Annotated in this window: 11 protein-coding genes; 7 read left to right on the top strand and 4 right to left on the bottom strand. The window is 68.0% G+C overall.

From position 1 onward, the window contains the following. Positions 1-7: 7 nt before the first annotated feature. Positions 8-619 carry a TetR/AcrR family transcriptional regulator gene (locus OB2597_RS09715; RefSeq protein ID WP_161601042.1) on the bottom strand — a complete coding sequence of 204 codons (612 nt, stop codon included), beginning with the start codon at positions 617-619 and terminating at the stop codon, positions 8-10. Positions 620-873: 254 nt separating this feature from the next. Between OB2597_RS09715 and dctP the strand changes: the two genes are divergently transcribed. From dctP to OB2597_RS09685, 6 genes are all read left to right on the top strand, one after another. Then, the gene (gene dctP / locus OB2597_RS09710) at positions 874-1911 is read left to right on the top strand and encodes a TRAP transporter substrate-binding protein DctP (protein ID WP_009805369.1); all 1038 of its coding nucleotides are present in this window, start codon (positions 874-876) and stop codon (positions 1909-1911) included. 140 nt (positions 1912-2051) lie between these two features. Continuing rightward, a complete protein-coding gene (locus OB2597_RS09705; RefSeq protein ID WP_009805368.1) occupies positions 2052-2624 on the top strand; it encodes a TRAP transporter small permease subunit in 573 nt (190 codons plus the stop codon). After that, on the top strand, positions 2621-3937 hold the full coding sequence (locus OB2597_RS09700; RefSeq protein WP_009805367.1) for a TRAP transporter large permease: 1317 nt from the start codon (positions 2621-2623) through the stop codon (positions 3935-3937). The genes OB2597_RS09705 and OB2597_RS09700 overlap by 4 nt, the downstream gene beginning before the upstream one ends. A gap of 404 nt (positions 3938-4341) precedes the next feature. Continuing rightward, positions 4342-6642: a xanthine dehydrogenase family protein molybdopterin-binding subunit gene (locus OB2597_RS09695; RefSeq protein WP_009805366.1), complete on the top strand. Its 2301-nt coding sequence runs from the start codon at positions 4342-4344 to the stop codon at positions 6640-6642. A gap of 603 nt (positions 6643-7245) precedes the next feature. Then, positions 7246-8916 carry an AMP-binding protein gene (locus OB2597_RS09690; protein ID WP_009805365.1) on the top strand — a complete coding sequence of 557 codons (1671 nt, stop codon included), beginning with the start codon at positions 7246-7248 and terminating at the stop codon, positions 8914-8916. Between the two features lie 115 nt (positions 8917-9031). Continuing rightward, complete coding sequence (locus tag OB2597_RS09685; RefSeq protein ID WP_040609242.1) at positions 9032-9751, top strand: nitroreductase; 720 nt, start codon at positions 9032-9034, stop codon at positions 9749-9751. 116 nt (positions 9752-9867) lie between these two features. Here OB2597_RS09685 and OB2597_RS09680 read toward each other — a convergent pair whose 3' ends face one another. From OB2597_RS09680 to OB2597_RS09670, 3 genes are all read right to left on the bottom strand, one after another. Continuing rightward, a complete protein-coding gene (locus OB2597_RS09680) occupies positions 9868-11007 on the bottom strand; it encodes a lytic murein transglycosylase (protein ID WP_009805363.1) in 1140 nt (379 codons plus the stop codon). 95 nt (positions 11008-11102) lie between these two features. Next, the gene (locus tag OB2597_RS09675) at positions 11103-11498 is read right to left on the bottom strand and encodes a VOC family protein (protein WP_009805362.1); all 396 of its coding nucleotides are present in this window, start codon (positions 11496-11498) and stop codon (positions 11103-11105) included. Beyond that, entirely contained in the window at positions 11495-12529 is a 1035-nt protein-coding gene (locus OB2597_RS09670; protein ID WP_009805361.1) for an NAD(P)H-dependent flavin oxidoreductase, read from the bottom strand. Before OB2597_RS09670 ends, OB2597_RS09675 begins: the two co-directional genes overlap by 4 nt. Before the next feature lie 168 nt (positions 12530-12697). On the opposite strand from OB2597_RS09670, the gene OB2597_RS09665 reads away from it, so the two are divergent. Beyond that, positions 12698-13159, top strand: a complete 462-nt coding sequence (locus OB2597_RS09665; RefSeq protein WP_009805360.1) for a methylated-DNA--[protein]-cysteine S-methyltransferase — start codon at positions 12698-12700, stop codon at positions 13157-13159. The last annotated feature ends 60 nt before the right edge of the window (positions 13160-13219 follow it).

The raw sequence follows: 13219 nt of genomic DNA, 5'->3' as shown, positions 1-13219 counted from the left end.
ACCGGCGTCAGCCGCGTTGGACGATGCCGAGCATGAAGAGGTCCAGGAAATGGTCCGAGATCTCGGCCGGGGCCATGGCGTCGTTCTCGCTATGCCAGCGCAGGATCCAGTTCACCGACCCCAGGAAGAAGCTGGAGGTCAAACGCACGTCGACCGGCCGGACCGTGCCATCCTCGATCGCCTTTTCGAGCAGCATCCGGCTGTACCCGTCGAAGCACATCCGCCGCTCGCGCAGCTCTGCCTGCTGCTCCTCGGTCAGGGCGCGGATGTTGGCCATGGTGGTATAGGCGCCACGCTCTTCCATCAGGTTTTCCATGAACCGCCGGTAGAGATGCCTCAGCTTTTCGACGGCCGACCCCTCCATCGCCTCGCATTCGCGCCGGGCATTCTGTCCGCAATCGTAAGTCAGCTTGAGACACTCGTAGAGCAGCTGTTCCTTGTTCTTGAAATAGTAGTAGAGCGCCGTCTTGGTGACGCCGATCTCGTCCGCGATCTCGTCGAGCGACGTGGCGTGATACCCTTTTTCATTGAAGATCCGCGCAGCGACCCTGAGCGCCGCCCGACGCTTGATTTCCCGTATTTCCTCACGCGAGGCGATCGCACCGTTCCAACTGGCCATGAGCCCACCGTTCACTGTCGCATATTCCGCCATGCGGGAATTGCACGGGACGGAAAAAATTTCAACTCTTTCGACCCTTAGCTGTCCCGCCGGACCATGCCCGTACTGCGGCGCAACTCGTTGACGCGCGAGTAGAAAGATGTTCTGGTGAGTGCATCAGGGGGAGGGCTCTTGACAGAAACGTCCGCCCGTAAGATCGCGGGACCGCGGACGACGAAGCCGCTTCCCAGGGATGATGGTCAAGGGAGGAAAGCATGACCAACAAGAACGTGAATCGCCGGACGATCCTGCGCGGCGCCGGTCTGGCGGCCGTTGCGGCACCGGCACTGGTCGGCAAGGGCATCGCACAGGGCAAGGTGACCTGGCGGGTGCAGTCGCACTGGCCCAAGGCCTCGTCGTCCTTCGACGACAGCCTCGGCGTGCTCGCGCAGCGGGTCACGGAAGAGACCGACGGCGCGTTCCAGTTCGAACTGTTCGGTGCGGGCGAATTCGCCAAGGGTCCCGAGATCTACAACCTGATCCGCAAGGGCGTCGTGCCCATGGGGACCGCCTCGCCGTCCTATTTCCAGGAAAAGGCGCAGGCAGCCTCGTTCCTTTACGGCATTCCGGGTACGCTGCGCGAAAGCTGGGAGGTGCAGTACGCCACCAAGCAGGGCGGCCTCGAGGAGATGGTGAACGAGGAACTGGTGCCCGACGGCGTCATGGTCCGGACGGACAAGGTCTATCCGACCGAATTCGTGCTGTCGAAGAAGATCGAGAGCGCCGAGGACTTCCAGGGCGTTAAGATCCGGTCCTCCGGCACGATGCTCGATTATCTGAAGGCCGCCGGCGCGGCGCCGCAGTACATCCCGGGCTCGGAACTCTACCAGTCGCTCAGCTCGGGTGTGGTGGACGGCGCGCATTGGGGTGCGGCGATCGGTGCCAAGTCCATGTCGCTCTGGGAGGTCTGCAAGTACCATTACAAGCCCGCCCTGGGCTTCACGACCGACAGCTTCCTGATGAACGTCGACCAGTACGAAGGGCTGGAGGACGACCTGCGCGGCGTGCTGGATACGGCTCTTGCCACCCGCTTCTACGAGCGTTCGTCGGAGTATCAGCTGGGCGAGGCGCAGGCCCTCTCGTCGGGGATCGCGGAACAGGGGGTCGAGGTCGTGCAGCTTCCCGACGACGTGCTCGAGATGCTGGCAGAGGCTTCGGCCCAGATCCTCGCCTCCGAGGCCGAGAAGGGCGAGATCGCGGCGCGGGCCGCCGATCTCTACAAGTCGATGATGTCGGATCTCGGCTACGCCTGATCTTTCGACCTCACGCGGGCGGCGCCGGGTCCGGCGACCCGCGCCGCCGCAGTCGTGCCAACGGTCGAGGCGTTGACGCGGTCCAGGGTTTCGGACCGCGTTTCCAGCGGTCCTGAATCGTTCTCCGGGAAGGTTCTCAAATGCTACAAATCGCGGGCGGCATCACGCGCCTGAACCGGTTCATCGGGAAGTGGCTCTCGCTTGCCGTTCTGATCATATTCGCGTTCCTGCTGGCCGACGTGGTCATGCGCTATCTCGTGGGGCAGCCCACGATCTGGACCGCGGAACTCGCGACGCTGATCTTCGGGGTCTACGCCATCCTGGGCGGCGGGTTCCTGCTGGCCGAGCGGGGCCACGTGAACGTCGACATCATCTACGGAAGCTTCTCGCCCCGACGCAAGGCGCTGCTGGATATCCTCACCTATCCGCTGTTCCTGCTCTTCGTGGGCGTCCTGCTCTGGCAGGGCTGGGACATCGCCTGGGAGAGTTTCGTCGATAAGGAACAGACGAACTCGATCTGGAAACCCTATCTCTGGCCCACCAAGGCCTTCATCCCGGTCGCGGCGGTGCTGCTCCTGTTGCAGGGCTTCGTCCGCCTCTGGTCCGATATCCGCGTCCTGCAGGGCAAGCCGGTTCCCGAAGATGTCTTCGGCGTGCCCGCCCCGTCAGATTCGCACGCCAATGCAGCCGCAGCAGGGGAGGCGCAGGAATGAGCGTCGAACTTCTCACCCTCCTCTTCTTCGGATCGCTTCTGCTGTTCGTGATGCTCGGCACGCCGCTGGCGTTCGTGCTGGGCGGCATCTCGGTGGTGTTCCTCTATTTCGAGATGGGGCAGATCGGGTTCTACCTGCTGGCCTCGAAGATGTGGGAATCCATGTCGAACCCCACGCTCATGGCGATCCCGCTCTTCGTCTACATGGCGATCCTGCTGGAAAAGTCGGGGGTGGCGAACGATCTCTACGAGATGATGCATGTCTGGTGGGGCGGCCTGCGCGGCGGTCTGGCCATCGGAACGGTGCTGATCTGCGTGATCTTCGCCGCCATGTCGGGCATATCGGGGGCGGCCGTCGTCACCATGGGGACCATCGCACTGCCCAAGATGCTGGAACGGGGGTATGACAAACGACTGGCCCTGGGGGCCATCAACGCCGGCGGGGGGTGGGGCATCCTGATCCCGCCGTCGATCCTGATGGTGCTCTATTCGCTGCTGACCGAGGTGTCGGTCGGCCGGCTCTTCGCGGCCGGGGTCGGCCCGGGGCTGACGCTTTTCGTGCTGGTGTCGATCTATATCGGCGTGCGCTGCTGGTTCCAGCCGCACATGGGCCCGGCCCTGCCGAAAGAAGAGCGCGCGGGCTGGGGCCCCAAGCTGCGGTCGCTGAGGGCGGTGATCCTGCCGATCCTGATCGTGACCATCGTGCTGGGCGCGATCTTCGGCGGATTCGCCACCCCGACCGAGGCGGCGGCGATCGGCGTCTTCGGCGCGCTGTTCGCCACCACGGTCAACCGCCAGCTCAACTGGACGGTGATCCACGAGGCGGCGATCGCGACCATCAAGCTGACCGCGCTGATCATGTGGATCCTCTTTGCGGCGCATGCCTTCTCGACCGCCTATACCGCGCTCGGGGCCTCGTCGCTGATCTCGAACCTGATGAGCTTCATCCCGGGCGGCAAGTGGGGCGCGCTGGCGTTCATGCTCCTGGTGCTGTTCCTCTTCGGAATGGTGCTGGACCCCGTGGGGATCATGCTGATCACCCTGCCGGTCTTCCTGCCGGTGGTCGAGGCCTCGGGCTTCGATCCGATCTGGTTCGGCATCCTCTTCATCATCATGATGGAGGTGGGCTACATGACACCGCCCTTCGGGTTCAACCTGTTCTATCTCAAGGGGGTCGCGCCGCCGGGCGTGAGCATGGGCGACATCTACGCTTCGGTCGTGCCCTACGTCATCGTGACATTGGTCGGGGTGCTGCTGATCATCCTCTTCCCGGACATCGCGCTCTTCCTGCCGAACTTCTTCTACGGCGGATAGCGACACGCGGCCCCGCCGGCCCTTGCGGCGGGCGGGGCGTTTCCGGCGTGCGGCGCCGGGCGCGTGCGGTGCGTGCGGGCACGCGCCCTACGGGAGCGGGCGGGCCAAGCCGTGCTGAACTTCTTCTACGGCGGATAGCGGGACGCGGCCTCGCCGGCCCTTGCGGCGGGCGGGGCGTTTCCGGCGTGTGGCGCCGGGCGCGTGCGGGCGGTGCGTGCGAGCGGTGCGTGCGGGCTCGCACCCTACGGGCGGAGCGCGGGGGCCGCTCGGCATGCCGCACAGCGCGGGCGGCTCACTGTGCAAACCCGCGCGCCCCGCATCCGTTTGACGGTCCCCGCGATATCACTAACCATTGGCGGGCGGCCCCTCATCCTGCACGGGACGCCCAGCCGAGGAGAAACGGGATGAAAGACATGCAGACGCGCCGCAAGGGACGGGTCGAGGATTACCGGCTCACCACCGGGACCGGGCGGTATGCCGACGACATACGGGTCGAGGGCGCGCTCTGGTCCGTCTTCGTCCGCTCTCCCCATGCCGCGGCGCGGATCGAGGGGATCGACCCCGGCGTCGCGGCAGGGATGCCGGGGGTCGTCGCCGTCTATACGGCCGCCGATCTCGAGGCCGACGGGGTGGGGCCGGTGCAGACCGCCATGGCGCTCGAGGGGCCGGACGGCCGGACGTGGGAGCATACGCCGCGTCACCTGCTTGCGCGGGACGAGGTGCGCTTCGTCGGCGAACCGCTGGCCATGATCGTCGCCGAGAGCCGCGAGGCGGCGATGGACGCCGCCGAGGCGGTGATGCCGGATCTCGCGGATCTCGATCCGGTCGTGACCATCGCCGATGCGCGGGCCGAGGGGGCGCGACCGGTGCACGCGGACCGCCCCGGCAACCTGGCGGCGGAATGGAGCCGGGGCGACTGGGCGGCGGCCGAAGCGGCGCTCGCCGCCTCGGCGCATCGGGTCCGTCTGACGGCGCCGATCTCGCGCGTGGCGGCCGCGACGATGGAACCGCGAGCCGCCCTGGCCCGGCCCGAGCCGGGCGGGCGCTACGGCCTTTACCTGTCGCATCAGAACCCGCCCGCCATGCGCGGCGCGCTGGCCGAGGCTTTCGGCATGGACCCCTCCGGGATCCGCGTCGTCGGCCCGGACGTGGGCGGCTCGTTCGGGATGAAGTCCGGCCCGCTGCGCGAGGAGGTGTTGTGTTTCTGGGCCGCGCGCAAGCTGGACCGTCCCGTCCGCTGGCGGGCCGACCGGGGCGAGGCGCTGTTGTCGGACGAGGGCGGACGCGCCGTGGAGTTCGATGCGGAGCTGGGGCTGGACCGGGACGGCACCTTTACCGCGCTGACCGTGGCGCTGCGGGTAGACATGGGCGCCTATGCCTCTGCGCGGTCCCTGCCGCCGGTCCTGAACTTCGGCGGCGTCGCGGGTGTCTACACGACCCCGGTGATCGCGGGCCGGCTCGAGGGCTACCTGACCAACACCGTGCCGGTCGCGCCCTATCGCGGGGCGGGGCGGCCCGAGATGACCTTCATCATCGAAAGCCTGATCGACAAGGCCGCGCGGGAACTGGGGCAGTACCGGATCGCGCTGCGCCGGAAGAATCTGATTCCCGAGGACCGGATGCCCTGGCCGCCGATCTGGTATTTCGGCTACGACAGCGGCGCCTTCGAACAGGTCCTGGACGCCGGGATCGAGCGGGCGCGGCTGAACGACTATCCCGCCCGCAGGGCCGCGAGCGAGGCGAAGGGACGGGTTCGCGGGCTGGGGCTGGCGCTCTGCATCGAGACGGCGGGCGGCATGTGGGGCCGGCGCGGCGCCGACTGGACCAACGTGGAGTTGCATGCCGACGGAACGATCTCGGTCGCGGCCGGCGCGTTCTCGGCCGGGCAGGGCGTCGAGACGGCGCTGATCGACCTGGCCGCCGAGGGGTTCGAGATCGCGCCGGACAGGATCAGCTATACCCAGGGCGATACCGATGTCATGCCCAAGGGCGGCGGCATGGGCGGTTCGGGCGGGATGATCAAGGGCGGATCGGCGCTCATGGGCGCGGTCGAGACGATCCTGTCCGAGGCCAGGGGGATCGCGGGCGAAGAGCTCGAGGCCGATGTGGCGGATATAGAATATTCCGGCGGCACCTTCCGCATTGCCGGGACGGATCGCGAGATCTCGTTGGAGCAGGTCGCCCGGGTCGCCGGTGAAAAGGGCATTCCTCTGGCCGCGAACGGCGAGTTCTCGCCCGAGGCGCCGACCTTTCCGAACGGCTGCCACATCTGCGAGGTGGAACTGGACCCTGAAACCGGGCGGTTCGAGATCATGCGCTATGCCGCGGTCGAGGACATCGGCCGCGTGCTGCAGCCGCAGATCGCCGAGGGGCAGATTCAGGGCGGCGTGGCGCAGGCGCTCGGGCAGATCTTCATGGAAGAGATGACCTATGGCGCCGATGACGGCCAGCTCCTGACCGGTTCGTTCATGGATTACGCGATGCCGCGCGCGGCGGATCTGCCGGAGTACGACTGCGGCTTCCACGAGGTGCCGACCGGTCTCAATCCGCTCGGCGTCAAGGGCGTGGGCGAGGCAGGCTCGGTCGGCGGCATGGCCGCGGGAATGAGCGCGGTGATGGATGCCCTGGCGCAGGTCGGCGTGACCGAGTTCCACATGCCCGCCACTCCCGGCCGGGTCTGGGCGGCGATCCAGGCGGCGAAGTAGGGCGCGGCGCAAGGGTCCGCCGCCGTCCCCGGCTCCGCCCGGGGACCTCCCGCCACCTCGCACTGCCTTGCTCCTGCCCCGCCCGGGGACCTACCGCCACCCGGCACTTCCGTCATTCCCGGTCCCGACCGGGGCTCTCTTCGGCCCCCAAGCCGCCTCTCAGGCTGCCGCAGGGTGACGTCGCCGTACCTGATCCATCGGCCGCACGGGATGTGACCCTCGACGCCCGGCACCTGCTGCCTGAGGACCATGTCGACCGTCCCGTCCGCCGCGGTTACGCGCATCGTCTTCCCTCTCCGATCCTCGGGCCGATAGCCATTGACGCCCGTGTCGGGCATGGTCTAGCGTGCCGGAAGAGCGCGAAACAATATTCTGCAATGCGGAACATCGCGTGAGGGGAGGACAGGTGCGCGAAGGCAGTTTCTCCGTCCGCCCGGACGGTCCGCAGGTGTGCTGGGCAGGCGCCCGGGGGAGTGCTACCCTCGACGAACGGCTCAAGCACGGGCGCGGGACCCCGGGTCGGGAGAGGCTCGCGCGCACGCCGTTTCCGCCGGCACCGGCCGAGAGGCCCGGTCTCGCGGGACGGTAGAGAGGGAGGGGCTGATGAGCAGACCGGAGCGTCCGTGGTACAAGTGGTATGCGGAAGGTGTCGATCCGTATTTCGAGCCGGTTCCGGAGACGGTGAACGACCGGCTGGCGCGGAGTTTCGCCACATGGCCGGAGACGGTCATGATCGAGTATTATGGCCAGGAATTCACCTATGCCCGGATGCACGGGCTGATCAGCCAGGTGGCCCGGGCGCTGAAGGCGGCGGGCATCGAAAAGGGCGACCGGGTCGCTCTGCACCTGCCAAACTGCCCGTGGCACCCGATCTTCTTCTTCGGCACGCTGTGGTCCGGGGCGGCGGTCACGCATCTCTCGCCCCTCGACGCCCGGCGGGAGATCGAGCACAAGCTGACGGATAGCGGTGCGAAGATGGTGATTTCGCTGACGACGCCGGAGTTCGCAGACCATTTCGCACCCCTGATCGACGAGGGCGTTTGCCCGCCGCTCTACCTGTGCCCCGATCCGATCTCGGCCCGGGGTCGGGAATGCCCGGTCATACCGGGCGCCCACGCGGTCGAGGATCTTCTGGCCGGACACTCGGTTGATCCCATGGATGCCGCGCCGGTCACGCCCGAGGAACTTGCACTTTTGCAATATACTGGGGGCACGACAGGGGTTCCGAAGGCGGCGAAACTTACACATTCCAATCTTGCGACCACATCGCAGATGTATTCCGAGATGGGCAAGAACGAGGCCTCCGCGCTGCCCGGTACGCGGGCCCTGGGTTATTCGCCGCTCTTTCACATCATGGGGCTGAGCTCGGGCATGATCAAACGGGTGAGCGAGGGCGGGACGCTCTGCCTGCGTCTGCGCTTCGATGCGGCCAGCGCTATCGACGAGGTCGAGAAGAAGGGTATCGTGGCGCTCGCCGGGGTGCCCACCACGTGGATCGCCATCCTCGCCCAGCCGGACATCGACAAGCGGGACCTGTCGTCGCTGGATTACGTCGCCTCGGGCGGAGCGCCCCTGCCGGTCGAGGTCTACAGCCGGGTCAAGCAGCTGACGGGGCTCAAGCTCCGCGGGGGCTGGGGGATGACCGAGACCTCGCCCGGCGGCACGACGGTGCCGCAGGGGATGCCGGACGAAAAGCTCGGGACCATCGGAGTGCCGGTGCCGGGTCTCGACATGATGATCGTCGACGTGGACGACTGCGAGAAGATCTTGGGCCCGAACCAATCCGGCGAGATGGTCATCAAGGGGCCGAACGTCACCAGCGGCTACTGGAACCGGCCGGACGAGGAAAACGCCGCCTGTTTCACCAGGGACGGATACTTCCTGACCGGCGACATCGGCTACATGGACGAGGACGGCTGGTTCTACATCGTGGACCGCAAGAAGGACCTGATCCTGTCGGGGGGGTTCAACGTCTATCCGCTGACGATCGAGAACGCGATACACCAGCACCCGGCGGTGCTTGAGGCGATGGTGATCGGCGTGCCCGATGCCTACCGCGGTGAAAGCGCCAAGGCCTTCGTGATGCTGAATCCCGGCGCCGAGCGGTTCACGCTGGAAGAGCTTCAGGACTTCCTCTCGGACAAGTTGGGGCGGCATGAGATGCCCCGCCACCTCGAGTTCCGCGACGAGCTGCCCCGCACCGCGGTCGGCAAGGCGTCGCGCAAGATGCTGCGGGACCAGGAACTGGCCCGAGCGGCGCAGGAGACGGCATAGAATAAGCCGCCCGGTGGCACTGGGTCGCGGGGCTGGGGAGCGGCGGGGAAAAGACCCGTACATGACGAAAGGGAGCCGCGGCGCCGAGGCCCGCGCTCTGCGACAGGAGGACAGGATGGATCTTTTCGAAGCGATGCGGGAGCGGCGGTCGATCCGCGGTTTCACGGACCAGCCGGTGAGCCGGGCGCTGATGGAGGAAATACTGACGGCGGCGAACATGGCGCCCTCGTCCATGAACACGCAGCCGTGGCATTTTCACGTGCTGACGGGCGAGGTGCTCGAGAACGTGCGCCGCGGCAACACCGAACGGATGCTCGGCGGCGTGCCCCCCAGCCGCGAGATCCCGGCGCATGGCAAATACGAAGGGGTGCATCGCGACCGGCAGGTCGAGATCGCCAAGCAGCTATTCGCCGCCATGGGGATCGCCCGCGAGGATGCCGAGCGGCGGCAGGACTGGGTGATGCGCGGGTTCCGGCAGTTCGATGCGCCGGTCTCAGTCGTGGTGACCTATGACAGGGCGCTGAACGATCACGGCCCGGTGGCGATCTTCGACGCCGGCGCCGCCGTCCACGGGCTGGTGCTGGCGGCCTGGGCCAAGGGGCTGGGCGCGGTGATCAACGGGCAGGGCATCATGCAGTCGCCGGTGGTGCGGGAATGTGCGGAGATCCCCGAGGATCAGGTGATCCTGACCTGCGTGGCCCTGGGCTGGCCGGACCGGGATTTCGCGGCGAACGACGTGAAGTCGGTGCGGCGCGACGTGGCGGAAAACACCTCGTTCCAGGGGTTCGACGCCGAGGGGCAGGGCCGCCGGCTGCGGCGCGAGGCTGCCGAATAGGGCGGGTCGCGGTGCGTGTGAACACGCACCCGACAGGCGGGCGCAGGGCGCGGGCCCGCACACCCGCCGCCGTCACCCCGGAAGGCGTAGGTGCGTGCTTGCACGCACCGCCCCGGTCACCCCAGCTGTGCCAGCAGGGCCGGCGACGGCACGCCCGTCACGCCCAGCCCCGCGTCCCACTGATACGCCTCGATCGCGGCGCGGCTTTTCGGCCCGATGACGCCAGAGGTGCCGCCGGTGTCATAGCCGCGCGCGGTGAGCCTTTCCTGAAGCGCGATGCGATCGGCCCGGGTCAGCCCGTTGGCATCGGGCGGAAAGCGGCCGCGGATCGGGCCGCCGCCGGCGATCCGGTCGGCGAGGTGGCCGATGCCGATCGCGTAGAGGTCGGAGTTGTTGTAGCGCTTGATCGCCCGGAAGTTCGAGGTGACCGTGAAGGACGGGCCTCCCGCCTGGGGCGTGATGGTGGTCCCCGCGGGCGTGCCGGGGGCGCCGGTCTCTCCGCCCCATTTCAGACCGCGGGTCCAGCCCGCGTTCGCCAGATAGGCGGCGGCGGAGGCGAGCGCGTCGGTCGGATCCTCTGACCAGATGTCGCGTCGGCCATCGCCGTCGAAATCGACCGCATAGGCGAGGTAGGAGGTGGGGATGAACTGGGTGTGGCCCATGGCGCCGGCCCAGCTGCCGACCATGCGGGCCGGGGTCACGTCGCCGGATTGCAGGATGCGCAGGGCCGCGATGAGCTGTTTCTCGAAGAAGGCGCCGCGGCGGCCGTCGAAGGCGAGGGTCGAGGTGGCGGAGATCACCGGGACGGTGCCCCGCCGCTCTCCGTACCGGCTTTCCAGGCCCCAGATGGCGCAGATGATTTCCGCGTCGACGCCATAGCGCGACTCGAGCGCGGTCAGGGTGTCGCGCTGACGGGCGAACGCCGCGCGGCCCTTGGCGAGGCGTTCATCGGAGGCGGCGATGGAGAGGTAGTCCTCGAGCGAGTAGGAGCTCTCGGGCTGGCTGCGATCCCGGGTAACGACGCCGGGGATGAACCCCGCGCCGCGGAAGGCGGCGTCGAGGGTCGCACTGGTGATGCCGGCGGACCGGGCGCGCGGGCGGAAGGCGGCCACCCAGGCGTCCCATCCGGCATTGGGCACGGGGCGCAGATCGTCGGCCACGGCCTCGGGCGCGCGGCCGGGCAGAACGGGCGCCGCGCCGCAGGAAGCAAGCGTGGCGGCGCCCGTCAGGGCGAGGAACTGTCGTCTGGGGATCATGCTGCTCTCCTCCCGCTTGTCGCGTTTGGAGGGAGTAGAGCACAGGCGCAGCGAGACGGCAAACGGCGGGGGCGGCGGTCAGCCTGTCGCGCGGGTCATCCGGGGGCGGAACGGGCGGCGATCCGCTCGTCCACCTTGGCTTCGATGTTGTTGCCGTCCGGGTCGAGCAGAAAGGCCGCGAAATAGCCCGGATGGTAGTCGCGCAGACCCGGGGCGCCGTGGTCGCGGCCGCCGGCCGCAAGGCCCGCGGCGTGGAAGGCCGTGACAGTATCGCGGTCGGTGGCCTGAAAACAGAGGTGCAGGCCGCTTGTCACCCGGCCGCCGGGTGCGGCGGCCGTGACGTAGAGTTCATCGGTGTTGATGGCATCCCCCAGCTCTTCGACCTCGTGGCCGAGAGCGGAGAGGATGGCGCGGTAAAAGGGCAGCGCGGCGGCCGGATCGCTCACCCGGATGTCCAGGTGGTCGATCAGCCGTCCGAGCCGTTCGGTCACTCTGCCGCCTTGGCCAGCCCCGGCCAGCCGAGCGTGTCGGCGAGACGATGCTGGGCCGCCTCGTATTCGCGCGCCAGCTGGTCGACGACCTGGGCGGTCGGCCGGATGTCGCGGACGACGCCGATGCCCTGGCCCGAACCCCAGATGTCCTTCCACTTCTTGGCCTTCGATTCGCCGGCCGAGGCGAAGTTCATGGCCGAGGGGTCCGAGCGTTCCAGCGCGTCCGGGTCCATGCCGGCGGCCGCGACCGACGGCTTGAGGTAGTTGCCCCAGACCCCGGTGAAGAGGTTGGAATAAACGATGTCCGAGGCGCCGTTCTGCGTGATCATTTCCTTGTAGCCGGGCTGGGCGTTCGCCTCTTCCGTGGCGATGAAGATCGAGCCGGCATAGCCGCCGTCCGCCCCCATGGCCTGGGAGGCGAGGATCGAGTCGCCCTTGGCGATGGCGCCGGAGAGGTAGACCGGACCGTCGAACCACTCGCGGATCTCCTGGATCAGCGCCATGGGCGACAGCGCCCCGGCATGACCGCCTGCGCCGGCGGCAACGGCGATCAGGCCGTCAGCGCCCTTGTCGATGGCCTTGCGGGCGAACATGTCGTTGATGATGTCGTGCAGCACGATGGCGCCCACGGAATGCGCGGCCTCGTAGACCCAGGGCTGCGCACCGAGCGAGGTGATCCAAACCGGCACCTTGTGCTTGACGCAGATCTCCACGTCACGCTCCAGCCGGGCGTTCGACTTGTGGACGATCTGGTTGACCGCATAGGGCGCGGCGGGGGTGTCCGGATTGGCCTGATTGTGGGCGTCAAGCTCTTCGGTGATCCGGGTCAGCCACTTGTCGAGCTCGATCTCCTCGCCCTCCTTCTCGCGGGCGTTCAGTGCGGGAAAGGAGCCGACGATCCCCGCCTTGCACTGGGCCAGCACGAGTTCGGGGTTCGAGATGATGAAGAGCGGGCTGCCGATCAGCGGGATCCGCAGGTGCTTGAGTTGTTCTGGCAATGCCAATTCGATGTCCTCCCTCTGGTGCGGCATCGGGGCCGACGCTGGGGCGGCCAGTCTGCCGCCCGGTCGGTCACGCCGGTATTCGTCGCAGCGACTTTGGCATCTGCCGCATCGGGTGTCACGCGCTCCAACGGTGTTTTCGGGCATGTGACGTAAGGAACTCTTGCGTGGACGGCCGTCGGGGATCAGCGTGGCCGCATGGCAGGGGCCGTGCAGCATCTTCAGACGCCGTTCGGGCGATACCACCTGCGCGACTGCGACGGCGCCATCGTCGCGGGCGGCTGGCGCGCGATGGAAGGCGCGGCAGGGTCCGAACTGCTGAACCGCGCCGTGGTGCAGCTCAGGTCCTATTTCGCCGGGGAACTGACGGTCTTCGACCTGCCGATCGAGATCGAGGCGCCCGACCTCGTGCGGACGGTCTGCGCGGCGCTCTCGGCCATCCCCTTCGGCGAGACACGCACCTACGGCGCACTCGCGAAAGAGCTGGGCCAGCCGGCGCAGGGCATCGGCCGGGCCTGCGGGCGGAATCCGGTCGCGGTCATCGTCCCGTGTCACCGGGTGCTGGGCGCGACGGGGCTCGGCGGGTTTTCCGCGCCCGGCGGGGTCGAGACGAAGGTCGGGCTGCTCAGGCTGGAAGGGGCGGGCGGTCTGCTGATCTGAAGCCGTGCCCCGGGCGGGCGGTTCGGGCGTGCCTGTCGTTGTCGGGCTCGGCCCGAGGAG

This window comes from Pseudooceanicola batsensis HTCC2597 (assembly GCF_000152725.1).
Lineage (GTDB): Bacteria > Pseudomonadota > Alphaproteobacteria > Rhodobacterales > Rhodobacteraceae > Pseudooceanicola > Pseudooceanicola batsensis.
The sequence above is the reverse complement of the archived record's forward strand: the minus strand, read 5'-3'. Positions and strand labels throughout refer to the sequence as shown.